Origin of the sequence: Kitasatospora sp. NPDC093550 (assembly GCF_044764985.1) — a bacterium.
Classification (GTDB): Bacteria; Actinomycetota; Actinomycetes; order Streptomycetales; family Streptomycetaceae; genus Kitasatospora.
The window spans coordinates 23717-45465 of sequence record NZ_JBIWJF010000023.1 but is presented as its reverse complement, the minus strand read 5'-3'; the positions used below and the strand labels follow the sequence as shown (position 1 = coordinate 45465).

Sequence of the window (21749 nt, the reverse complement as noted above, 5' to 3'; positions counted from 1 at the left end):
GCGGCCGGGCCGGGCGGGCCCGGCTCATGAACTCGGCTCATGGGGTCCGCTCATGAACTCGGCTCATGGGGTCCGCTCATGAACTCGGCTCATGGGGTCCGCTCATGAACTCGGCTCATGGGGTCCGCTCATGAGCACAGCTCATGAGCGCAGCTCAGGCGACGCGGTAGCCCTCGGCCCGGTCGGGCGCCAGGCGCAGGCCGTGGCCGGGCGCGCCGTCGGCGCCGGGGGTGACGCTTCCGCCGGAGGGGTCGAGCGTCCCGTCGAAGAGCAGCCGCTCGATCCGGACGTGGTCGTGGAACCACTCCAGGTGGCGGCAGTTGGGGACGGCCGCCGCCGCGTGGGCGTGCAGGTGGGGCGCGCAGTGCGCGGAGACGTCCAGGCCGTGCGCCTCGGCGAGGGCGGCGGTGCGCAGCCAGCCGGTGAGGCCGCCGCAGCGGGTGGCGTCGGCCTGGAGGCAGTCGACGACGGGGACCATCCGGGCGAAGTAGGCGAGGTCGTAGCCGTACTCCCCGGCCGTGACGTCGGGCGGGACGGCGTCGCGGACGGCGCGCAGGCCGGTGAGGTCGTCGGAGGAGACGGGCTCCTCGAACCAGGTGACGCCCTGGTCGGCGAGCGCGGCGCCGATCCGGACGGCCTGCTTGCGCCGGTAGCCGCCGTTGGCGTCGGTGTACAGCTCCACGTCGTCGCCGACGGCGGTCCGGGCGGCGCGGACCCGTTCGAGGTCGCGCCGTTCGCGGGTGCCCCAGGACTCGCCGATCTTGATCTTGACCCGGGGGATGCCCAGTTCCTCGGTCCAGCCGAGGAGTTGGCGTCGCTGCCGGTCCGCCGAGTAGGTGGTGAAGCCGCCGCTGCCGTACACCGCGACCGGGCGGGCGGCGCCGCCGAGCAGCCGGGCGAGCGGCAGGCCCAGCAGGTGTCCGCGCAGGTCCCACAGGGCGAGGTCGACGGCCGAGACGGCGCCCGCGACCAGGCCGGGGCGGCCGGTGTTGCGCACCGCCCGGTTCATCGCCCCGTACGCGCCGCCGGTGTCGTGCCCGTCCCGGCCGGCGACCAGCGGGGCGAGCTCCTCGGTGATCACGGCGGCGGTGGCGGGCGCGCCGTACGTCCAGCCGAGGCCGGTGTGCGGGCCGCTGACGGCCTCGGCGAGGACCAGGGTGGTGTGGTCCCAGGCGAGGGTGCCGTCCGCCTCCGGGGCGTCGGTGGGGACGGTGAAGACGCGGACGCCGAGCCGCTCGACCTCGCTCACGGCGGTGACCTCAGTCCGGAGCGCGCGCCGGCCGTCAGCAGGCCGGCGGCGCGGTCGACCAGGGCCATGATGGTGAGCGCCGGGTTGGCGCTGCCCTGGGTGGGGAGCACGCTGCCGTCGGTGATCAGCAGGTTGGGCACGGCGAAGGCGCGCAGCCGGTGGTCGACCACCCCGCTCAGGTGGTCGGCGCCCATCCGGCAGCCGCCGACCAGGTGGGCGTAGCGGTCGATGGTGATGACCTCGCTCGCCCCGGCGGCGCGCAGCAGGGACTCCATGACCTCCCGGGCGGCGCGGATCAGCATCCGGTCGTTCTCGCACTGGGAGAAGGAGAACTCGGCGACGGGCAGGCCGCGCCGGTCGGTCTCCGCGGCCAGCGTGACCCGGTTGTCGGCCTGGGGCAGCAGTTCCGCCATGGCGCCGAGGGTGGCCCAGTGCACGTAGTCGGAGAGGTAGCGGCGCAGGTCGGCGCCCCAGTGGCCCTGGGCGATGACGTGCTCGGCCCAGGTGATGGGCAGCGGCGAGATGTTCTGGATGGTGAAGCCGCGCCGGTAGGGCTTGGCGGGGTCGGTCTCGTAGTACTGCTCGGTGGAGACCTCGGGCGGCGGGGCCTTGTAGGCGCGGATCTCCTCCTCGAAGCGGCCGGAGGTCTGCGGCGCGCCCTGCACCATGACGTAGCGGCCGACCAGGTCGTGGTCGTTGCACAGGCCTTCGGGGAAGCGGCGGCAGGCGGAGTTGAGCAGCAGCCGCGGGGTCTCGATGGCGTACCCGGCGATCGCGACGGTACGGGCGCGCTGGAGGTGTTCGCGGCCGTGGTGGAAGTAGCGGACGCCGCGGGCGAAGCCCTCGTGGTCGAGTTCGACGGCGGAGGCCATGCAGTCGGCGCGGATCTCGGCGCCGTGCGCGAGGGCGTCGGGCACGTGGGTGATCAGCGGGGAGGCCTTGGCGTTGACCTTGCAGCCCTGGAGGCAGAAGCCCCGGTAGACGCAGTGCGGGCGGCGCCCGAAGCGGCCGTTGGTGATGGCGACCGGGCCGACCCGGGCCTGCACCCCGAGGGCGGCGGCGCCGCGCAGGAAGATCTCGCCGTTGCCGCCGACGGGGTGCGGCGGGTGCGGGTAGGGGTGCGGCTCGCCCCAGGGCCAGTACTGGCCGGCGACGGGCAGTTCGTACTCCAGGCGGCGGTAGGAGTCGCGCAGGTCGGCGTAGTCGATCGGCCAGTCGGCGCCGACGCCGTCCAGGGTGTGGGTGCGGAAGTCGGAGGGGTGGAAGCGCGGCGCGTAGCCGGCGAAGTGGACCATCGAACCGCCCACGCCCCGGCCGGAGTTGTTGGAACCGAGCGGCACCGGGTCGGTGCCGGAGACGAGGCGCGGCTCGGTCCAGTACAGGTGGTGGGAGCCGGCTTCGTCGCTGACCCAGTCGGCGAGCGGGTCCCAGAACGGCCCGGCCTCCAGGACGACCACCCTCCAGCCGCGGCGGGCCGTCCGCTGGGCGAGGGTGGCGCCGCCCGCGCCGCAGCCGACGATCAGCAGGTCGACCTCGTCGGAGTCCTCGTACCGCCGCATGTCGCGGATCAGGGTGTGGTCGAAGCCGTGGCCGTCGCGGGGCAGCAGCCAGGCGGAGGCGTTGGTGCGGCGGACCTCGCGTTGGGCGGCGGCGTTGGCCCGTACCGTCTCGGCGGCGGCGCGCAGCCGGGAGTGCCGGCCCGGGTCGGTGGCGGGCGGCACCGGGCGGGGCGGCTCGTGGTCGGGCGGGCGGGGCGGCCGGGAGTGGGCGTCGGCGACCTCCCAGGGCTCGCGCAGGCCGACGCCGAGGCGCAGGTAGCCGCGCGGGTGGGCGGGGCCGCCGAAGCCGATCTCGTTCCAGGCGGCGGGGGTCGCGTAGTAGGCGGTGCAGGTGTAGCGGGTCCACAGGCTCCACACGTGCCGGGCGGGCAGGCCGTGCCAGCGTGCGCCCTGCATCTCCTGGACGCGGCCGACCAGGGCCCGCTGCTGCGCCTCGGTGAGCGCGGAGAAGGGGCCCTCGGCGTCCTCGTCCAGGGCGTGCAGGCTCTGCCGCCAGGCCTCGTCGTCCGGCGGCATGTCGGCGTAGTGCCAACCGTCGGTCTGCTGTTCGGCGAGCCGGGCGTCGATCATGGCGAGCAGCGGCACCTGCGGGTGGTCGAGCAACTGGTCGAGCAGGGCACGGGCGGTGGCCTCCTCGGCGGGCGTGAAGAAGCGCAGCGGGGGCTGGGGGCCGCCCGTCCGGGCGACCACGACGGCGGCCGTCTCCTTGTCCCAGTGCGGGAGTTGGCCGAGCACGTCGTACCCGGGGAAGCGCGGCTCGGGGCGCTCGCGGGGCTCAGGCATCCCTGGACTCCCGGCGCAGGAGGGCGGCGACCAGGCCCATGCCGCCGACCAGGCTCATCAGCAGCGGGGCGAACAGCGGCGGGCCCATCTCGACGTTGTAGCGGGCCATCGCCCAGCCGCCGGGCTTCTCGGCGATGCCGCGGACGTGCAGGTAGGTGCCCTGCAGCCCGTTGGCGGTGATCGCCGCGGAGGCGACCGGCAGCAGGGTGTGCGCGGCGCGCGGGCTGAGCGCTCCGCCGACCCCGGCGACCGCCCCGACCGGGCCGAGCCAGACCGGCCACCACATCACGCGGTTGCCGAAGCCGGCCCGGTCGTGCTCCAGGTAGATCTCGGCGGCGGTGATCACCGAGCCGGCGGCGGTGGCCAGGGCGAGCGAGCGCTGGAAGCGGCCGGTGCGCACGTTGCGCAGCGCGAGGTCGACGCCGCGCCGGGCCGGGTCAACGATGCCCATGCCGGCCTCCGAAGGAGGGCAGCAGCTCCTGCAGCTTGGCCTTGAAGCCCTGGCGGACCATCGCCGCCCGGTCGGCGTCCCCGCGCAGCACCGACTCGGCGGCGGCCTGGATCTGGTCCCAGGAGGCGTGCGGCGGGATCGGCGGGACGGCCGGGTCGGTGCGGAGCTCCAGCAGGTACGGCCGGTCGGCGGCCAGGGCGTGCTGCCAGCCGTCGGTCACCGCACCGGGCTCGTCGACGCGCTCGGCGCCGAGGCCCAGCGACCGGGCGAAGCCCGCGTAGTCGACGTCGGGCAGCTGCTGGGAGGGCAGGAAGCTCGGCGCACCCTCCATCGCCCGCATCTCCCAGGTCACCTGGTTGAGGTCGCGGTTGTTGAGCACCGCCACCACCAGCCGCGGGTCCTCCCACTGCCGCCAGTACTTGGCGACGGTGATCAGCTCGGCGAGCCCGTTCATCTGCATGGCGCCGTCGCCGACCAGGGCGATCGCGGGCCGCCCGGGGTGGGCGAACTTGGCGCCGATCGCGTACGGGACGCCCGGCCCCATGGTGGCCAGGGTGCCGGACAGCGAGCCGCGCATGCTGCCGCGGAAGCGCAGGTGGCGGGCGTACCAGTTGGCGGCGGAGCCGGAGTCGGCGGTGACCACGGCGTCGTCGGGCAGCAGGTGGTCCAGGGCGTGGATCGCGTACTCGGGGTTGATCGGGTCCGCCTCGACGCCGGCCCGCCGCTCCATCACCTCGCGCCAGCGCTCGGCGTTGTCGCACACGGTGCGCTGCCAGCCGCGGTCCTCCTTGCGGACCAGCAGCGGCAGCAGCGCGTCCAGGGTGCGGGCGGCGTCGCCGACCAGGTTGACCTCGTACGGGTAGCGCAGGCCGACCATGAACGGGTCGAGGTCGATCTGCACGCCCCTGGCCTGCCCGAAGTCGGGGAGGAACTGGGTGTACGGGAAGCTGGATCCCACGGTCAGCAGGGTGTCGCAGTCGCGCATCAGCTCGTACGAGGGGCGGGTGCCGAGCAGGCCGATCGCGCCGGTGACGTAGGGCAGGGTGTCCGGCAGCGCGTCCTTGCCCAGCAGCGCCTTGGCGACGCCCGCGCCGAGCAGCTCGGCCACCTGCTGGACCTGGCGGCGGGCCCCTCGGGCGCCCTGGCCGACCAGCATGGCGACCTTGCGGCCGGAGTTGAGCACGTCGGCCGCGCGGTGCAGCTCCGACTCTTCGGGCAGCACCGTCCAGCGGGCGCTGTCCAGGCTGGAGGGCACCATCTTGAAGGCGTGCTCCGGCGGGCTGTAGTCCAGCTCCTGGACGTCGGCGGGCACGATGACGGCGGTGACGGTCCGGCGGGCGGCGGCGGTGCGCAGCGCCCGGTCCAGGACGTTGGGCAGCTGCTCGGGGACGGTCACCATCTGGCAGTACTCGGCGGCGACGTCCTTGAACAGGCTGAGCAGGTCCACCTCCTGCTGGTAGGAGCCGCCCATCGCGCTGCGGTTCGTCTGCCCGACGATCGCGACCACCGGGACGTGGTCGAGCTTGGCGTCGTACAGGCCGTTCAGGAGGTGGATCGCGCCGGGCCCGGAGGTCGCCGCGCACACGCCGGTGCGGCCGGAGAACTTCGCGTAGCCGACCGCCTCGAACGCGGCCATCTCCTCGTGCCGGGCCTGGACGAACACGGGGTGGTTGTCGGCCCGGCCCCAGGCCGTGAGCAGTCCGTTGATGCCGTCGCCCGGGTAGCCGAAGACGTACTCGACGTCCCAGGCACGCAGCCGTTCCAGGATGTGGTCGGAAACCTTCGGGGTCACGGTGCTCCTCCTTCGTGCTTCACGCTTCGTGCTTCACGCCTACGGCCCCCCGCAGCGCGACTGTCCGCTGCGCGGCGCGGGAAACGGGGCGGCGGGCGGGAACTTCGGACCCGCCCGGGATTCGCCGCACGGCCCCCGGGTACACGCGGCGGGGCAAGGACCCCGACCAGGGAGGCGCCCGATGACCGTCCCGACACCCCCGGACCCCGACACCCAGCCGGTCCCCCACCCGAACCCCGCGCCGGGGCCCGGCGGCCCCGATCCGGCGCCGCCGCCGATCCCGCCGTTCCCGCCGCCCGAGCCGTTCCCGGCCGACCCCGATCCGGCGCCGCTGCCGCAGCCGCACCCCGGGCAGGGCTGACGGGGCCGTCGGCGCGCACCGGTTCCCCGGCGCCGGTGTTTCGGCGGGGCCCGCGCGGCTAGACGCCCCGTCATGACGATCCGAAAGCGTTCCCGCCCCCGCACCGTGGTCATCACCGGCGCGACCGCCGGTGTCGGCCGGGCCTGCGTCCGCGCCTTCGCCGCCCGGGGCGACCGCCTCGTGCTGGTCGCCCGCGGCCTGGCCGGCCTGCGCGCCGCCTCGGCGGAGGCGCAGGCCGCCGGCGCCGAGGTGCGCACCGTCCTGGCCGACGTGGCCGACCCCGAGGCCTGCGAGGGTGTCGCCGAGCGCGCCGAGGCCGAGTTCGGACCGATCGACGTCTGGGTCAATGACGCTTTCGTCTCGGTCTTCGCGCCCTTCACCGAGATCACCCCGGAGGAGTTCCAGCGGGTCACCGAGGTCACCTACCTGGGCTACGTCAACGCCACCCGGGCCGCGCTGCGCCGGATGCTGCCGCGTGACCACGGCACGGTCGTGCAGGTCGGTTCGGCGATCGCCTACCGGGGCATCCCGCTGCAGACCGCGTACAGCGGCGCCAAGCACGCGATCCAGGGCTGGCACGAGGCCCTGCGCTGTGAACTGCTCGCCAGCGGCTCCGGGGTACGGGTGACCATGGTGCAGCTACCGGCCGTCAACACCCCGCAGTTCGACTGGGTGCTCAACCGGCTGCGCGGCCGCGCCCGGCCCGTCCCGCCCGTCCACCAGCCCGAACTGGCCGCCCGCGCGGTCCGGTTCGCGGCCGACCACCCCGGGCGGCGGGAGTACTGGGTGGGTGCCAGCACGGCCGCCACCCTGATCGCCAACGCCGTGGCGCCCGGACTGCTCGACCGCTACCTCGCCCGCACCGGCATCGACGCCCAGAAGGAGGACCGCCCGCGCCGGGCGGACGACCGGCCCAACCTCTGGGCGCCGCAGGACAGCGATGAGGACCGCGGCGCGCACGGCCGCTTCGACGCCGAATCCCGCGAGCACAGCGCCCAGTTGTGGGCTTCCCAGCACCACGGGCTGCTCGCGGCGGCCGGCGGCGCGGCGCTGCTCGGCGCGGCCGCGGGGGCGCTCGCCCGGGGGCGGTGAGGCCCCCTCCTCACCGGCAGGCCGTCGGACCGGCAGGCAGTCGCACCGGCAGGCCGTCAGACCAGCAGGTCCTCCAGCTCGGCCTCGAAGAGCAGGGCGGGATCGAAGCCCATGCCGGTGAAGTGGCCGGCGAGTTCCAGGGACAGGACGCCGTGCAGGCGGGTCCAGAAGGTCAGGAAGCGGTGCAGCGCCCCGGTGGGGGCGGGGTGGTCGGCGGCCCACTCCCGGTGGGTCTCCAGGTGCGCGGCGAACGGTGTCCGCGGGGCGTCGCCGGTGAGCGGCACGCAGGCGTCGACGAGCGTGCGCATCATCTCGCCGGCGATCGCGGTGGTGTCCTCGGGCGCGTGGTAGCCGGGGACGGGCGTGCCGTAGAGCAGGAAGTAGCGTTGCGGGTCCGCGAGGGCCCAGCCGCGCAGCGCGCGGGCGAGCCCGGCGAGGTCGGCGCCGTCGGTGGCGGCCGCGGCGAGGGTGTCGGCGAGGCTCCGGTACGCGTCCCGGACGAGTTCGGTGATCAGTTCGTCGCGGCCGGCGTAGTAGCGGTAGAGGGCCGGGCCGCTCAGGCCCATCTGCTTGGCGATCGCGTTGAGCGAGAGCGCGGAGGCGCCCGCCGTGGCGATCTGCTCCCAGGCGTGCCGCTTGATCTCCTCGCGCAGCTGGGCCCGGTAGCGCTCGCGCGGGGTGTCCGCGCCCGTCTTCGCCATGGTCCGCCCGCTCTCCGCAGCATGCTGCTACTAGATGTTCACGCTTGAGTGAGAAGCTATCACGGAACCCCTTGACCACCGCTCGACTGTCGAGTTAGAGCTCCTCACGAACAATTGAGCGTCTCGCTCAGGGCTGATCGCGCCGTACCCGACGGCCCGACGACCCGTTCGCGAAGGGGAGTCCCGTGTCCGGCACGGCTGCACGACCTGAAGGCCACCGCCGAGGCCCGCACCCAATGACCTTCGCACCCCCGTGCATGGAACCCGGCCATCCGGGCAGGCGCCGTCCGGGGCGGACCGCGCCCTGGGCGTGCCGCGTTCCACGCGCGCCCCGCCCCGTCGACGAGACGAGAGGAGTGCCGACCATGGGCACCGACGACAAGATGCGCAACATGGCGGAGAAGGCCCGCGGCAAGGCCAAGGAAGCCACCGGCAAGGCCACCGGAAACCCCGCGACCGAGATCAGGGGCAAGGGCGAGCAGGTGAAGAGCGACCTGAAGCAGGCCGGCGAGAAGATCAAGGACGCGGGCAAGCACTGACCCGGCACCCGGGGGCGTCCCGGACGCCCCCGGGCACCGCGCCGCCACCGCTTCCCCACCGCTTCCGCCGCCCGGCCGAGGAGGCCGATCCCATGACCGACCAGCACGAACGCGTACCCGAGGATCCCCCGGTCCGCGTCGAGACCCCCGAGTCGCGGATGACCGGCGAGGGCTCGCCGCCGCCCGAGCACGAGGAGGAGAAGGGGCCGCAGGACGGGCCCGAGTACGAGACGACCGATCCCGCGCCGGAGGAGCCGCCGGACTGAGGCGCCCCGAGGGAGGTACGGCGCCCAGCACCCGCCACCCGCCACCCGCCACCCGCCACCCGCCACCACGGTCCGATCATCCGGTGAATCCGCTGATCTGAGGCGCAGTTGAACGCACACATCCGCTGATCGGAGGACTCGGCCCCGCGCTCCGGCGAACGGGTGGACCCGTACGGCGATCCCGCGCGCGGCGGCGTTGCGCGCGGGACGCGCTCACCCGCCGGGCGGTACACCTGGGGCCGCTCGCCGCAGCCGCGGCGCTGCCCAGCCGACCGGGACGGGGTGACGTGATGCGCACGGCGGCCGAACTGCTGCTCTGGTGGGGCGTTTTGCTGCTGCTCAACACCGTGCTGATCAGCTCGGTGTCGCCGTTGGAAATGGCCGTGGGCGGCGGCATCGCGCTGCTCGGGGCGCTCGGCGCGATCGCCGTGCGGCGTGCCTCCGGGGCCACCCCGGGTGGTCCGGCCCGCCTCGCCGGCGCGCTCTGGGCCTTCCCCCGGACGCTGCTCGCCGACACCGGTCGGCTGGCACTCGCCGTCGTCTCCCCCGGGCACCGGCAGTCCGGCTTCCGGACCGTCCGGCTCGCCCCCGGCACCGGGCCCGCCTGGGCGGCCGCGCTGCTCTCCGCGACCCCCGGCGCCTACGCCGTGGAGAGCGCCGACGGCACCCTGACCGTGCACGCCCTCGGCCGCCGGGTCTCCGCCCTGGAACACGCGCTGACGGACGGCGAACCCGCGCGGACGGACGGCGCCGAGTGAACGTCTGGCTGCTCGCGGCAGCCCTCCTGGCCGCCGGCGGGCTCGCCCCCTGCCTGCTACTCGGGCTGCGCGGCGCGGCGCAGCAGCGGCTGGCCGGACTGAACCTCGCCGCCACCGTGACCGCCGCCGTCCTGCTGCTGCTCGCCCGGGGCTTCAGCCGCAGCTCCTACACCGACCTGGCGCTGGACCTGGCCGTGCTCGCTCCCGCCGGGACGCTGGTGTTCACCCGCTTCCTGGCCGGCGAGGAGCACTGATGGACCGCCACGTCCTCGCCCTGGTCCTGCTCTGGGCGGGCACCGCCGCCCTGCTGCTCGCCGCGCTGGCGCTGGTGGTGCTGCCCGGGCCGTACCTGCGGCTGCACGCGCTCTCCCCCGCCGCCGGGCTCGGCGCGCCGCTGGTCGCGCTCGCCCTCGCGGTGGACACCGGCCCGGGGCGGGCGGCCGTCAAGCTGCTGGTGGTCGGGCTGCTGTCGGCCGTCGGCGGCACCGTCACCACGATGGCCGTCGCCCGGGCCACCCTCCGCACCGAGTCGGAGGCACCGCGGTGACCGACGCCCTCATCGTGATCGCCCTGCTGCTGACCGGGCTCACCGCCACCGCGGCCGCCCTCACCCGCGACCCGGTCCGGCAGGCGGCCGTCCTCGCGCTGCTCGGGCTCTGCCTCGCGGTGCTCTTCACCGTGCTGCAGGCCCCCGACGTCGCGCTCTCCCAACTCGGCGTCGGCAGCGCGATCACCCCGCTGCTGATCCTGCTGACCGTCCGCCGGGTGCGCCGCGACGAGCACTCCGACGACCGTACGGACCGCTCCGAGTGAGCCGCGCGACCCGGCTGCGGCTCTTCCTGGTCGCGGCCGCCGTCCTCGCCGCCGGGCTGATCACCGCCGCCGGTGAGCTGCCCGGCTTCGGCGGAGCCCGGCACCCGTACGGCGAACGCTCGGTGGCCGCCGGACTGGAGCGGCGGACGGCCAACATCGTCTCCTCCGTCAACTTCGACCAGCGCGCCTTCGACACCCTCGGCGAGGAGTCGATCCTGTTCGGCTCGGTGCTCGGCGCCGGCATGCTGCTGCGCCTGGCCCGGGACGAACGCAAGCGCCGCGCCGCCGCCGAGCCGGTGCTGCCCACCACCCGGCTGTTCGGCGCCACCCTGCTGCCCGTCACCGTGCTGACCGGCGGGTACCTCATCGCGCACGGCGCGTTGAGCCCCGGCGGCGGCTTCCAGGGCGGGGTGGCCCTCGCCACCGCGCTGCACCTGGCGTACGTCGCCGCCGACTACCGGGTGCTCAAGCGGATCCGCCCGCTGGCCGCTCTGGACGTCGCGGACGCGGTGGCCGCGGGGGCGTTCGCCGCGCTCGGTCTGGTCGGCCTCGCCTCCGGGGCCGGCTACCTCGCCAACACCCTGCCGCTCGGCACCTTCAACCAGCTCTCGTCCAGCGGCCTGGTGGCCGTGGTCAACGCGGTGGTCGGGGTGGAGGTCGCCTCCGGGGTGGTGGTGCTGCTCGCGCACTTCCTGGACCAGGCCGTCGAGGTCGTCCCCCGCGGAGGGCGCCGATGAGCGAACTGCCCTACCTGGTCGCCGGCTGGATCCTGCTCGCCGGGTTGTACGGCCTGGTGACCAGCCGCAACCTGGTGCAGGCGGTCGGCTGCCTGGCCGTCGCGCAGTCCTCGACGTACGTGCTGCTGCTCGCGATCGGCTACCGCCGCGGCGCCACCGCCCCCGTCTTCTCCGACCTGCCGACCGACGCTCCGGTGGTGGACCCGGTGGTCCAGGCCCTGACGCTCACCGACATCGTGGTCGGTGCCACCGTCACCGCGCTGCTCCTCGCCCTGGTGATCCAACTGCGCAAGCGCCACGGCACGGTGGACCCGGAGGAACTGACCGGGCTGCGCGGGTGAGTCCGTCGGAAACCTCCGATCTGCTGCCCCTGGCCGTCGCGATCCCGCTGCTGGGCGCGGCGCTCCTGGCCGTCACCGGGCGGTGGCTGCCGCGCTCCGGGCGCGACGCGCTCGCCACCGCCCTGGCCGCCGCCGACCTCGGCTGCCTGGCGCTGCTCTGGGCGCGGACCGATCCGGACGGCCGGGCCGTCTCCTGGCTCGGCGGCTGGCTCCCGCGCGGCGGGCACGGCGTGGGCATCGTGCTGGTCGCCGACCGCCTCGGCACCGGCCTGGCCCTGCTCGCGGCGGTCCTGGTGCTCGCGGTGCTCGGCTACGCCTGGCGGTACTTCGACGAACCCTCCGGCGAGCACGGCGGGATGTTCCCCGCACTGGTGCTGCTCTTCGAGGCCGGGATGTGCGGATTCGCGCTCACCGGCGACCTGTTCGACGCCTTCGTCTTCTTCGAACTGATGGGCGCCGTCGCCTACGCGCTGACCGGCTACCGGATCGAGGACCCGCGCCCGCTGCACGGCGCGCTCGCCTTCGGCCTGGTCAACTCCACCGCCGCCTACCTGTCACTGCTCGGCATCGGCCTGCTCTACGCCCGCACCGGCGAGCTCGGCCTGGCCCAGATCGGCGCCGAACTCGACCGGCTCGCCGTACCCGGGCACGGCCCGGACGCCCTGCTGGTGCTCGCCTTCGTCCTGGTCCTGGCCGGCCCGCTGGTGAAGGCCGCCGCGACGCCCTTCCACTTCTGGCTGCCGGACGCGCACGCGGTCGCGCCGAGCCCGGTGTGCATGCTGCTGTCCGGCGTGATGGTCGAACTCGGCGTCTACGGCGCGGCCCGGATCCACCGGGTGGTCTTCGCCGGCCCGGGCGGCCTGCCCGACCCCGCCGTCCGCGGCACCCTGCTGGCCGCCGGGGTGCTGACGGCGCTGGTGGGAGGGGTGATGTGCTGGCAGCAGCGGCACCTGAAGCGGATGCTGGCGTTCTCCACGGTCGGGCACGTCGGGCTGTTCCTGATCGGCACGGCCCTGCTCACCCCGGCCGGACTGTCCGGCGCGGCGGTGTACGTGGCCGGCCACGCGGGCGCCAAGGCGGCGCTGTTCGGACTCACCGGCGTCCTGCTCGACCGCTACGGCTCGGTGGACGAGCACGGACTGCACGGCCGGGCCCGTGGACTCCGGGTGCCCGGGCTGCTGTTCGTCCTCGGCGCGCTGGCCCTGGCCGGGCTGCCGCCGTTCGGCACCGGGCTGGGCAAGGCCGTCACCGAGGAGGCGGCCGGGCACCGACTGGCCTGGCTGCCCGTGGTGTTCGTGCTGGTGTCGGCGCTGACCGGCGGCGCGGTGCTACGGGCGGGCCTGCGCGTCTTCGGCGGGCTCGGTGCACCGCCGAAGGAACACCCCGAGGTGGCAGACACCACCGGCGAGGGCGAGGAACCCGAGGTCCGCGCACCGGGCCGGCGCCTGCCGCCGCCGATGGTGCTGGTGCCCGGGCTGCTGCTGGCGGGCTGCCTGGCCGTCGGCGTGCTCCCCGGCGTCGGCCGGGCCCTGGCGGCGGGCGCGGCCGCCTTCACCGACCGGGCCGGCTGCCTCACCGACGCGCTCGGGCAGCCGACCGTACCCGCGACGGCGATGACGGCGACGGCGACCACGACGGCGGCCACGACGGCTGTCGTGCCCGAGGCCTGGTGGACCGCCTCCGGCCTCGGACTCGGACTGCTCTCCGCCCTGGTGGCCGTGGCCTTCGCCACCGCGGCCCTCCACCGGGACCCGAGGCGGGGCACCGGCGGGCTCCACCGGGCGCTCGTCCTGCCGCTGCGCCGCCTGCACTCCGGCCTGCTCGGGGACTACGTGGCGTGGCTGACCGTCGGGCTGGCGGCGCTGGTCGTCGCGCTCTCGGCCCAACTGTGAGGCTTGGCCGGGCAGTTCACCGATGGTCGGTGCGCGGCGATCCGCCGGGTTCGGGGCCCGGCGGATCGCGGTGCGCGGATCGCGGTGCGCGAACCTCAGTGCGCGGACCTCAGTGCGCGGACCTCAGTGCGCGGACCTCAGTGCGCGGACCTCAGTGCGCGGACCTCAGTACGCGGTTTCCGCTGCGCGGCTCCCGGTCAGGCCGGGATGCCGCAGTACTGCTGCTGCTTGCCGATCGCGCGGTAGACGCAGTCGGCCGTCTCCACCAGGCGCAGCACCGCCTCGCGGTTGCGGCTGGTCTCGCGTCCGATCACCTCGTCGGGCGGATAGAAGCCGCCGCCGCTGCCGCTCGGGCCGGGGTACATCTCGAAGGTGTAGGCGAAGACCCGCTGCGAGCCCCACAGCCAGTCGTCGATCGCGCCGTCGGTGATGTAGAGCTCGCTGGACTGCTCGGGCGTGTAGCCGTTGGTGGCGGCCATCGAGCGGCCGAGGGTGGCGAAGGTGTCGTACTCGTCCGCGGTCATGCCGGGGACGGTCTCGGCGGTGGTCCAGCCGAACGGCCAGAGCACCAGCTGACTGTAGGTGTGGAAGTCGATGGCCGCGGTGATCTGCTGCTTGCCGCCGACGATCCGGCTGCGGACGAAGTCGGCGACCACCTTGGTCTCCTTGGCCGACTCCGGGGCACTGCCGCGGTAGGTCTCGTTGGAGGTGGAGCCGGAGGATCCGCCGCAGCAGCCCCACTTGTAGTTCCAGTTGCGGTTGAGGTCGGTGCCGACGCTGTTGCTGCCGGGGTTCGGCTGGCGGTCCTTGCGCCAGCTGCGGTAGCGGCCGGTGGCGATGTCGTACTCGCCGCCGTCCGGGTTGAGGTCGGGGATCACCCAGATCTCCCGGGTGTTCACGGCGTTGGCGATCCGGCTGTCGGTGGCGTACTTGTCGCCGAACTCGTGCAGCAGGTAGAGCGCCATCTCGACGGTGAGGTGCTCGCGGGCGTGCTGGTGGGCGGTGAACAGCACCTCGGGCTCGTTCTCGTCGGTGCCGACGTTGTCGCTGATCTTCACGGCGACGATCGGGCGGCCCTCGTAGGAGGTGCCGATGACGCGCTTGCTCATGATGTCCGGGTGCGCGGCGACCACGGCGTCGATGTCGGCGGTCGCCTCGGCGTAGTTGTGGTACCCGGAGTCGGCCTGCGGGAAGTCGTACACCGGGCCGGCCAGGCCCTCGGCGTCGGGCGCCGAGCCGGACTCGGCGCCGTAGCGGGGGCCGGGCAGCGCGACGGGCGACCAGCCGAGCGCCCGCAGCCGGGCGGCTTCTGCGCTGGTGGCGGTGACCACCACCGCGTCCGGCAGGACGGCGTCGACGGAGGCGCCGGTGGCGGCGACGGCGGTGCGATCGGCGACGGTGCGGGGTCCGTCGAGGCGGTACTGCCGGGCGCTGTCGGCGGAGAACTCGGTCCAGTCGGTGAGGTCGGTCGCGCCGGACGCGGCCGCCGGGTGGCGGTCGGGCGAGGCGGCCCGGGCGGTGATCGGGGTGGCGAGGGCGAGGGCCAGCAGGACGGCGGTGGCCGCGGCGGGCTTCCCTCGGCGGGGCAGTCGCATGACTGTCCTCCTGTGGGGGTCCGTGGGGGCGGAACGGTGGAGGAGGTGAGGCGCGCGCCAGCATGATGGTCCGTCAATGTCATGGGTTCGTCAAGACGTTGGAAAGGCCCGGGCCGCCGGAGCCCCGCCGGACGAGCGCCTCAGCGGGCCGGATGGTCGGGGTCCAGTGCGGCGATCCAGCGGTCGAGGGTCTCGCGGGCGTCCGCGCCGATCGCCTCGCCGATCCATGCCTGGCCGCGACGCCAGGCCGGCTCGGCCTCGGCGAGCGCCCGGTGCCCGGCCTCGGTGACGGCGACCCGGGTGGTCCGCCCGGTCGACGAGGTCGCGGCCACCTCCACGAAGCCGCGCTGCACCAGGAGTTCGAGGTTGCGGCTGACGGTCGACCGCTCGATGCCGAGCCAACCGGCGATGTCCGAGGGGCGCGCCGGGCCGCCGACCGATGCCAGCTCGGAGAGCACCTCGACCTGCGGGAGCGTCAGCCCGTACCGGCGCAGCTCCGCGTCGACCCGTCGACCGACCAGGCGCTGCAAGCGCGCGATCCGCCGACCCAGACACTCCTGCGACATCAGCACGGCCTTGCGGCGCGACTCGTCCGCACTCTCCTGTTGCATCTACACCTCCGGTCGGTAGAGTACCCCGGCAGCATGTGTTGCATATACAACAAATGGAGGGGCCCATGTCACAGCTCACCGAACTGCTCCACCGCAACCGCGAGTTCGCCGCGGCCGTGGATCCCGCGCGACTGGCCATGTCGAGCCGGGAGCAGCTGCCCGAGCGGATCCTCGTCGTCCTGACCTGTCTCGATCCGCGGGTCGAGCCGGCCGGATTCCTCGGCCTCAGGACCGGCGAGGCGGGAGTGCTGCGCAACGCGGGGGGCCGCGTCGACGACCGGGTGGCGGAGGACATCGCCTACCTGGCCGCACGCTTCGGACTGCGGATCGACGTCGCCGTCGTCCACCACACCCAGTGCGGCACCGGCATGCTGTCCGAGCCCGCGTTCCGCCACGACTTCGCCGACCGCACCGGGCTCTCCGACCGCGAACTCGCAGCGAGGGCCGTGACCGATCCGACCGAGACCGTGCGCATGGACGTCGCGAAGCTGCTCGGGCACCCCCTGCTGTCCGCGGACGGCCTCGGCTCGGTGTCCGGCCATGTGCTCCGGCTCGAAACGGGGCTCGTGGAGACGGTCGTGAACGCAGCCGATCCGGCCCGGTCCGCCATCTGACCGATCCGAGCCACCGCCGCTCGCCGATGCCGGCCGCGCCCGCCCGGGGCGCGGCCGGCATCGGTGTGTCGTGGCCCGCACACCCATCTAGTTAGAAGGTCTCACGATTGCTGTTGACTCTCGCGCCCGCCGTGCGTTAGAACTTATAACGAACACAACAGCTTCTACGAAAGGAGGCGGCCGTGACCAGCGAGCGCCTTGTCGAGGTCGTCCTGCCGGGTGTCGTGGACCCGGAGGGTCTGCAGATCCGCTACGCGTCGGTGCCGCAGCCCGGCCCGGGACAGCTCCTGATCGCCATGGAGGCCACCGGCGTCTCCTTCGCCGAGCAGCAGATGCGCCGGGGCCGGTACTACGACCAGCCGCCGTTCCCCTTCGTGCCCGGCTACGACCTGGTGGGCCGGGTCCTGTCGACCGGGCCGGGCGTCGACCCGGCGCTGGCCGGGCGGCGGGTGGCCGCCCTGGTGAAGGTCGGCGGCTGGGCCAGCCACGTGGTCGTCGACGCCGCGGACGCGGTCGACGTCCCCGAGGGCCTCACCGCGGCGCAGGCCGAGACCGTCGTCGTCAACGGCATCACCGCCTGGCAGATGCTGCACCGCAAGGCGCGGGTGCGCTCCGGGCAGACCGTCCTGGTGCACGGCGCGAGCGGCGGGGTGGGGTCCGTCCTGGCCCAGCTCGCCCGGGCCGCCGGGGTGCGGGTGATCGGCACGGCCTCCGCCCGGCACCACGAGGCGCTGCGGGAACTGGGCGTCACCCCCGTCGACTACCGGGCGGGAGAGGTCCCCGCGCTGGTCCGGGAGCTGGCGCCGGGCGGCGTGGACGCGGTCTTCGACCACGTCGGCGGCCGCAGCGTCATCGACTCCTGGCAGCTGCTCGCACCCGGCGGCACCCTCGTCGCCTACGGCAGCGCCTCCACCCGCGACGACACCGGGTCCAAGCAGTGGCCGGTCCTCAAGATCCTCGCCCGCACCTCGCTGTGGAACACCCTGCCCAACGGCAAGCACGCGTACTTCTACAACATCTGGGCCGGCCGCGCGCTCGCCAAGGACCGCTTCCGGGCGCAGCTGCGGAGCGATCTCACCGAGGTGCTCGCCGCCGTCGACCGCGGCGAGGTCACCGCCCGCATCGCCGCCGAACTGCCGCTCACCAGTGCTGCCGAGGCCCTGCGCCTGGCGGAGTCGGGCACCGTCACGGGCAAGGTCGTGCTGACGGCCTGAGCCCCGCCGCAGGGCCGCCCGCCCGGGCGGCGAGGACAGCGCGACGGCCCCACCGCCACCGGTGGGGCCTTCGTCAGCGACCCTCAGGACGTGGGGTCCGGGCTCAGCGCACGGTGACGGTGAAGACCGGGGAGGCGGCGCCCCCGCCGATGACGCGCAGCTCGTTCGGGCCCTTGATGCCGAGCTTCACGCCGAGCGAGTAGGAGCTGGTACGGGTGGTCCGGACGGAGGCGGGCAGGGTGACCCAGGCGCCGTGCTGCTTCTGCTGCAGGGTCACCGTGCTGCCCGCCGCGAGGCCGGTGGTGGTGCCGGTGACGCGGAACGGCTGCCACGCCTGGACGGAGGTGGCCGACGGCGTGGCGGTGATGGCGGCGCTCGCGGCTGCGGGCTGACCGGCCGGCGCCGACTGGGCGGCCGGCGCGGGCTCGGCGACGACCGCGGGCGCGGCGACGGGCGCGGCGGCCAGGGCGGTACCGGCCAGCCCGGTCGAGAGCGCGGCGAGGGTGGTCACGGCGGCCAGGCGCAGGGAGTTCCGCTTGGAGAGGATCACGGGTGCACCCCTTTCGAGGGTGGTGATGCTTCGACCCGAAGGCGGATGCCGCGCTTCGGGCCCTGCCACCCGTACGGACGGCCCCGCCGCACCGATCGGTTGTGGACGGATCGTCACTGGCCGGTAACGATGGGCGTTTTGGCCGGATCCGGGTGGGTGGCACCGTTCGTTCCGGTTTCCCCGGCCGGGCCGCCCTCGGGAACACCGTCCCCGCCCGGGCCGTCCTCCGGAACGCCGCCCCCGGCCGGGCCGCCCCCGGGAACGCCGCCCGCGGGATCGCCGCCCGCGGACAGCTCCCCGGTCCGGACCCGGTGGACGTAGCGCTCGATCAGGTGGCGCAGCACGGCGACGGTGGCGGCGACGTCCGCCTCCGGGATGCCCTGCAGCGCGTCGGCGAGCCCGGTGATGTTGGCCCGTTTCAGGCGGTCGAGCATCGCCCGCCCCTCGGCGGTCAGTTCGATCTGGCGGGCCCGCCGGTCGGCGACGTCCGGGGTGCGCTCCACCAGGCGCTGGCCCTGCAGCCGGTCGATCTGCCGGGTGACGTGGGAGGGCTTCACCATCAGGCGGGCGGCCAGGTCGCCGACCCGGCTGGCGCCCTCGGCCTCGGCGAGCGCGCGTAGCAGGTAGACGTCCGAGCGGGCCGCCGTGATGCCCGCCCGGGCGGCCTGGCGTTCGTGTTCCTGGGAGCGGGTCAACAGGTAGGCCAGCGAGGCCAGTACGGCCTCCAGGTCGGTGGTGGCGGTCCGATGGTCGGGGGCGTCCGGCATGGAGGAACTGTAGCGATCCGGTACGGGGCGTGGTGGCGGTGCGGACGCGCGACCGGTTTTCGGACAGTTTCCACCGCCACCCGGTGAGCCCTTTCATCACCACGGACCGCCAGCTAGCGTGACGGTGAGTTAGTTGCTTAGGGCATGTAAATGGTCCGGAACTGCTCCGCGGCGTCACCGGGCCCACCCGCCCGACGCCGTCGGCAGCCGACGCTCCGAGAAGGGAGCCCATGATGGCCACCGCCGCTCAGACCCCCCGGTTCACCCACCCCGCCGCCCGCGGCGGCTGCCCGTTCGACCCGCCGCCCGCCTACCGACAGGCCCAGCAGGAGGAGCCGGTCAGCCGTGTCTCGCTCTGGGACGGCGCCCCCAGCTGGCTGATCACCCGTCACCAGGACATCAAGGCGGTGCTCGGCGACCCCCGCTTCAGCTCGGACGCCACCCGCCCCGGCTTCCCGTTCATCAGCGCCGGCGCCCGGCAGCTGAGCAGCGGCCGGCGCACCTTCATCCGGATGGACGGCCAGGAGCACACCCGGCTGCGCCGGATGCTCACCGGCGAGTTCATGATCAAGAAGGTCGAGGCGCTGCGCCCGGAGATCCAGCGGATCGCCGACGACCTGCTGGACCGGATGACCGCCGGGCGCGACAGCGCCGACCTGGTCCGCGAGTTCGCCCTGCCGCTGCCCTCCCTCGTCATCTGCCTGCTGCTCGGTGTCCCGTACCAGGACCACGACTTCTTTCAGCAGTGCAGCCGGATCCTGCTGCACAACGAGTCCACGGCCGAGGAGGTGGAGGCCGCCCAGCGGAGACTGGCCGACTACCTGGTGGGGCTCACCGAGGCCAAGCGGGCCGAGCCCGACGACGGCATCCTGAGCCGGCTGGTGCAGCGCGGCGAGCTGGACTCCGAGGAGATCGGCGCGATGGGGCGCCTGCTGCTGGTGGCCGGGCACGAGACCACGGCGAACATGACCGCGCTCTCCGTCCTGGCCCTGCTGCGGAACCCCGACCAGCTCGCCCACCTGCGCGCCCACCCGGAGGCCGTCCCCGGCGCGGTCGAGGAACTGCTGCGCTACCTGACCATCGTGCACTCCGGCCTGACCAGGGTCGCCACCGAGGACGTCACCGTCGGCGGCGTGCGGATCGCGGCCGGGGAGGGCGTCATCTGCATGATCAGCGCCGCCAACCGGGACGAGCACGCGTTCCCGGACGGCGACGGCCTCGATCTCGCCCGCGACGCCCGGCTGCACCTGGCCTTCGGCTTCGGCGTCCACCAGTGCCTGGGACAACCGCTCGCCCGGCTGGAACTGCAGATCGCGCTGGACACCGTCCTGCGACGGCTGCCCGGCCTGCGCCTGGCCGTCCCGTTCGAGGACGTCCGCTTCCGCGACGAGATGCTCGTCTACGGCGTCCACGAGCTGCCCGTCGCCTGGTAGCCGGCGCCCGGTTCGCGACGCCCGGCCCGGCGCCGCGAACCGGCCCGCCCGGCCCGGGCGGGCCGCAACCGCCCATCGCCCCAGCCCAGTTCACGCCCGGCAGGCCGCGCCTGCCGCGTCCCGAGAGGAACCCCATGCTCATCCGGATCGACCAGGAGAAGTGCTGCGGCGCCGGTCACTGCGTGCTCGCCGCGCCCGAGGTCTTCGACCAGCGCGACGAGGACGGCATCGTCGTCCTGCTCGACGCCCAGCCCCCGGCGCAGTCCCACCAGGCCGTCCGGGACGCCGCCGCGGTCTGCCCGGCCGCCGCGATCCGGCTGGACGAGGCGTGAGCGCACCGCGCTCGGTGGCCGTCGTGGGGACCGGCGCGGCGGGACTGCACACCGCCGAGGCGCTGCGCCGCGCCGGGTACGACGGCCGCCTCACCCTGATCGGCGCCGAGGAGGAACCGCCGTACGACCGCCCGCCGCTGTCCAAACAGCTGCTCGCCGGGCAGTGGGAGGCCCCGCGCCTGGCACTGCGCGGGCCGCAGGCGCTGGCCGAGCTCGGGCTCGACCTGCGCCTGGGGGTACGGGCCGAGCACCTCGACCGGCGCGAGCGGGCGGTGCGGCTGTCCGACGGCCGGCTGGTCCGGGCCGAGGCCGTCGTCCTGGCCACCGGCGTGCGGCCGCGCCGGCTACCGGGCGGTGAGCCCGGCACGCCCGGCGCCCACGTGCTGCGCACGCTCGCCGACGCGCTCGCGCTGCGCGCCGAACTGCGCCCGGGCACCCGGCTGTTGGTGGTCGGCGGCGGACTGCTCGGTGCGGAGGCGGCGGCCACCGCCGTCGGACTCGGCGCCGAGGTGACCTGGCTGGTGTCCACCGGCACGCCCCTGGCCGCGGTGCTGGGCACCGAGCCGGCCGCGCTGCTGACCGGCCTGCACCGCGAGCACGGGGTGCGGATCCACCGAGGCGCCGCCACCGCGGTCGTGCGCCGCGGCGACCGGGCCGCCGGGGTGCGCCTCGCCGACGGCGGCGAACTGGCGGCCGACGTCGTACTGATGGCCGTCGGCTCCGTACCGGACACCGAGTGGCTGGACGGCAGCGGCCTACGGCTCGACGACGGCGTGGTCTGCGACGCCCACTGCGCCGCGGGCCCCGGCGTATGGGCGGCGGGCGACGCCGCCTCCTGGCCCGACCCCCGCACCGGACGCCGGCGCCGTCTCGAACAGCGCACCAACGCCACCGAGCAGGCCCTGTGCGTCGCCCGGAACCTGCTGGCGGGCCAGAGCGGCGCGCGCCAGGCGTACGAGCCGGTCCCGTACCTGTGGACCGACCAGTACGGGCTACGGGTCCAGGCCTTCGGCACGCCGGGCGGAGCCGACCGCTTCGAGGTCGTCGACGGCAGCCTCGCGGAGCGCCGCTTCGCCGGGGCCTGCGTACGGGACGGCCTGGTGGTCGGCGCGGTGGGCATCGCCTCCGCCCGCGCCCTGCGACAGCTGCGCGCACAGGTCGCGGAGTCCGGCCCCTGGCAAGGCGTCCCGATCCAGGGCGTCCCGGGGCAGGGCGTCCCGGGGCAAGGCGTCCCGGGGCAAGGCGTCCCGGGGCAAGGCGTCCCGGCCTGAGGCGTCCGCACCTGCGAGGAGGTCGTGC

General features: G+C 74.7%; 25 protein-coding genes. 16 read left to right on the top strand and 9 right to left on the bottom strand.

Going from position 1 to position 21749, the window contains the following annotated elements; all coding sequences use genetic code 11:
* Positions 1–154 precede the first annotated feature (154 nt).
* From ACIRD3_RS30010 to ACIRD3_RS29995, 4 genes are read right to left on the bottom strand one after another with little or no spacing between them, the layout of a single operon-like run.
* Positions 155–1249: an enolase C-terminal domain-like protein gene (locus tag ACIRD3_RS30010; RefSeq protein WP_402222889.1), complete on the bottom strand. Its 1095-nt coding sequence runs from the start codon at positions 1247–1249 to the stop codon at positions 155–157.
* The gene (locus tag ACIRD3_RS30005; RefSeq protein ID WP_402222887.1) at positions 1246–3591 is read right to left on the bottom strand and encodes a GMC family oxidoreductase; all 2346 of its coding nucleotides are present in this window, start codon (positions 3589–3591) and stop codon (positions 1246–1248) included. The genes ACIRD3_RS30010 and ACIRD3_RS30005 overlap by 4 nt, the downstream gene beginning before the upstream one ends.
* Positions 3584–4042 (bottom strand): hypothetical protein, encoded by a 459-nt coding sequence (locus tag ACIRD3_RS30000; protein ID WP_402222885.1) that lies wholly within the window; start codon positions 4040–4042, stop codon positions 3584–3586. Before ACIRD3_RS30000 ends, ACIRD3_RS30005 begins: the two co-directional genes overlap by 8 nt.
* Complete coding sequence (locus ACIRD3_RS29995) at positions 4029–5834, bottom strand: thiamine pyrophosphate-requiring protein (RefSeq protein WP_402222883.1); 1806 nt, start codon at positions 5832–5834, stop codon at positions 4029–4031. The genes ACIRD3_RS30000 and ACIRD3_RS29995 overlap by 14 nt, the downstream gene beginning before the upstream one ends.
* Before the next feature lie 181 nt (positions 5835–6015).
* Between ACIRD3_RS29995 and ACIRD3_RS29990 the strand changes: the two genes are divergently transcribed.
* Both ACIRD3_RS29990 and ACIRD3_RS29985 read left to right on the top strand, forming a co-directional pair.
* Positions 6016–6195: a hypothetical protein gene (locus ACIRD3_RS29990; RefSeq protein ID WP_402222881.1), complete on the top strand. Its 180-nt coding sequence runs from the start codon at positions 6016–6018 to the stop codon at positions 6193–6195.
* 72 nt (positions 6196–6267) lie between these two features.
* Positions 6268–7287, top strand: coding sequence for an SDR family oxidoreductase (locus ACIRD3_RS29985; RefSeq protein ID WP_402222879.1), 1020 nt, complete (start codon positions 6268–6270; stop codon positions 7285–7287).
* 56 nt (positions 7288–7343) lie between these two features.
* Here ACIRD3_RS29985 and ACIRD3_RS29980 read toward each other — a convergent pair whose 3' ends face one another.
* A complete protein-coding gene (locus ACIRD3_RS29980; RefSeq protein WP_402222877.1) occupies positions 7344–7988 on the bottom strand; it encodes a TetR/AcrR family transcriptional regulator in 645 nt (214 codons plus the stop codon).
* Between the two features lie 365 nt (positions 7989–8353).
* Here ACIRD3_RS29980 and ACIRD3_RS29975 point away from each other — a divergent pair, with 365 nt between their 5' ends.
* The 9 genes from ACIRD3_RS29975 to ACIRD3_RS29935 all read left to right on the top strand — a co-directional run bounded on the left by ACIRD3_RS29975 (position 8354) and on the right by ACIRD3_RS29935 (position 13334).
* The gene (locus ACIRD3_RS29975) at positions 8354–8527 is read left to right on the top strand and encodes a CsbD family protein (protein WP_402222875.1); all 174 of its coding nucleotides are present in this window, start codon (positions 8354–8356) and stop codon (positions 8525–8527) included.
* 92 nt (positions 8528–8619) lie between these two features.
* Entirely contained in the window at positions 8620–8793 is a 174-nt protein-coding gene (locus ACIRD3_RS29970) for a hypothetical protein (RefSeq protein ID WP_402222873.1), read from the top strand.
* 290 nt (positions 8794–9083) lie between these two features.
* The gene (locus tag ACIRD3_RS29965) at positions 9084–9551 is read left to right on the top strand and encodes a hypothetical protein (protein ID WP_402222871.1); all 468 of its coding nucleotides are present in this window, start codon (positions 9084–9086) and stop codon (positions 9549–9551) included.
* Complete coding sequence (locus tag ACIRD3_RS29960; protein WP_402222869.1) at positions 9548–9805, top strand: monovalent cation/H+ antiporter complex subunit F; 258 nt, start codon at positions 9548–9550, stop codon at positions 9803–9805. Before ACIRD3_RS29965 ends, ACIRD3_RS29960 begins: the two co-directional genes overlap by 4 nt.
* Positions 9805–10098 carry a monovalent cation/H(+) antiporter subunit G gene (locus ACIRD3_RS29955; RefSeq protein WP_402222867.1) on the top strand — a complete coding sequence of 98 codons (294 nt, stop codon included), beginning with the start codon at positions 9805–9807 and terminating at the stop codon, positions 10096–10098. Before ACIRD3_RS29960 ends, ACIRD3_RS29955 begins: the two co-directional genes overlap by 1 nt.
* Complete coding sequence (locus tag ACIRD3_RS29950; protein ID WP_402222865.1) at positions 10095–10364, top strand: Na(+)/H(+) antiporter subunit B; 270 nt, start codon at positions 10095–10097, stop codon at positions 10362–10364. Before ACIRD3_RS29955 ends, ACIRD3_RS29950 begins: the two co-directional genes overlap by 4 nt.
* Positions 10361–11101 carry an MnhB domain-containing protein gene (locus ACIRD3_RS29945; protein WP_402222863.1) on the top strand — a complete coding sequence of 247 codons (741 nt, stop codon included), beginning with the start codon at positions 10361–10363 and terminating at the stop codon, positions 11099–11101. The genes ACIRD3_RS29950 and ACIRD3_RS29945 overlap by 4 nt, the downstream gene beginning before the upstream one ends.
* Positions 11098–11442: a sodium:proton antiporter gene (locus ACIRD3_RS29940; RefSeq protein WP_402222861.1), complete on the top strand. Its 345-nt coding sequence runs from the start codon at positions 11098–11100 to the stop codon at positions 11440–11442. The genes ACIRD3_RS29945 and ACIRD3_RS29940 overlap by 4 nt, the downstream gene beginning before the upstream one ends.
* Positions 11439–13334 carry a complex I subunit 5 family protein gene (locus tag ACIRD3_RS29935; RefSeq protein WP_402222859.1) on the top strand — a complete coding sequence of 632 codons (1896 nt, stop codon included), beginning with the start codon at positions 11439–11441 and terminating at the stop codon, positions 13332–13334. The genes ACIRD3_RS29940 and ACIRD3_RS29935 overlap by 4 nt, the downstream gene beginning before the upstream one ends.
* A 197-nt stretch (positions 13335–13531) precedes the next feature.
* Here ACIRD3_RS29935 and ACIRD3_RS29930 read toward each other — a convergent pair whose 3' ends face one another.
* Together ACIRD3_RS29930 and ACIRD3_RS29925 are read right to left on the bottom strand one after the other, a co-directional pair.
* Positions 13532–14929, bottom strand: coding sequence for a M14 family metallopeptidase (locus tag ACIRD3_RS29930; RefSeq protein ID WP_402222857.1), 1398 nt, complete (start codon positions 14927–14929; stop codon positions 13532–13534).
* A 140-nt stretch (positions 14930–15069) separates the two neighbouring features.
* On the bottom strand, positions 15070–15540 hold the full coding sequence (locus ACIRD3_RS29925; protein ID WP_402222856.1) for a MarR family winged helix-turn-helix transcriptional regulator: 471 nt from the start codon (positions 15538–15540) through the stop codon (positions 15070–15072).
* A 65-nt stretch (positions 15541–15605) separates the two neighbouring features.
* Between ACIRD3_RS29925 and ACIRD3_RS29920 the strand changes: the two genes are divergently transcribed.
* The gene (locus ACIRD3_RS29920) at positions 15606–16154 is read left to right on the top strand and encodes a carbonic anhydrase (protein ID WP_402222854.1); all 549 of its coding nucleotides are present in this window, start codon (positions 15606–15608) and stop codon (positions 16152–16154) included.
* Positions 16155–16336: 182 nt separating this feature from the next.
* Positions 16337–17368, top strand: a complete 1032-nt coding sequence (locus ACIRD3_RS29915; RefSeq protein WP_402222852.1) for a medium chain dehydrogenase/reductase family protein — start codon at positions 16337–16339, stop codon at positions 17366–17368.
* A gap of 103 nt (positions 17369–17471) precedes the next feature.
* Here ACIRD3_RS29915 and ACIRD3_RS29910 read toward each other — a convergent pair whose 3' ends face one another.
* Together ACIRD3_RS29910 and ACIRD3_RS29905 are read right to left on the bottom strand one after the other, a co-directional pair.
* A complete protein-coding gene (locus tag ACIRD3_RS29910; RefSeq protein ID WP_402223016.1) occupies positions 17472–17915 on the bottom strand; it encodes a hypothetical protein in 444 nt (147 codons plus the stop codon).
* 116 nt (positions 17916–18031) lie between these two features.
* The gene (locus tag ACIRD3_RS29905; RefSeq protein ID WP_402222850.1) at positions 18032–18685 is read right to left on the bottom strand and encodes a MarR family winged helix-turn-helix transcriptional regulator; all 654 of its coding nucleotides are present in this window, start codon (positions 18683–18685) and stop codon (positions 18032–18034) included.
* 233 nt (positions 18686–18918) lie between these two features.
* Here ACIRD3_RS29905 and ACIRD3_RS29900 point away from each other — a divergent pair, with 233 nt between their 5' ends.
* From ACIRD3_RS29900 to ACIRD3_RS29890, 3 genes are all read left to right on the top strand, one after another.
* Positions 18919–20118 carry a cytochrome P450 gene (locus ACIRD3_RS29900; RefSeq protein WP_402222848.1) on the top strand — a complete coding sequence of 400 codons (1200 nt, stop codon included), beginning with the start codon at positions 18919–18921 and terminating at the stop codon, positions 20116–20118.
* A gap of 134 nt (positions 20119–20252) precedes the next feature.
* The gene (locus ACIRD3_RS29895; RefSeq protein WP_402222846.1) at positions 20253–20450 is read left to right on the top strand and encodes a ferredoxin; all 198 of its coding nucleotides are present in this window, start codon (positions 20253–20255) and stop codon (positions 20448–20450) included.
* On the top strand, positions 20447–21721 hold the full coding sequence (locus tag ACIRD3_RS29890; RefSeq protein ID WP_402222845.1) for an NAD(P)/FAD-dependent oxidoreductase: 1275 nt from the start codon (positions 20447–20449) through the stop codon (positions 21719–21721). The genes ACIRD3_RS29895 and ACIRD3_RS29890 overlap by 4 nt, the downstream gene beginning before the upstream one ends.
* Positions 21722–21749 lie beyond the last annotated feature (28 nt).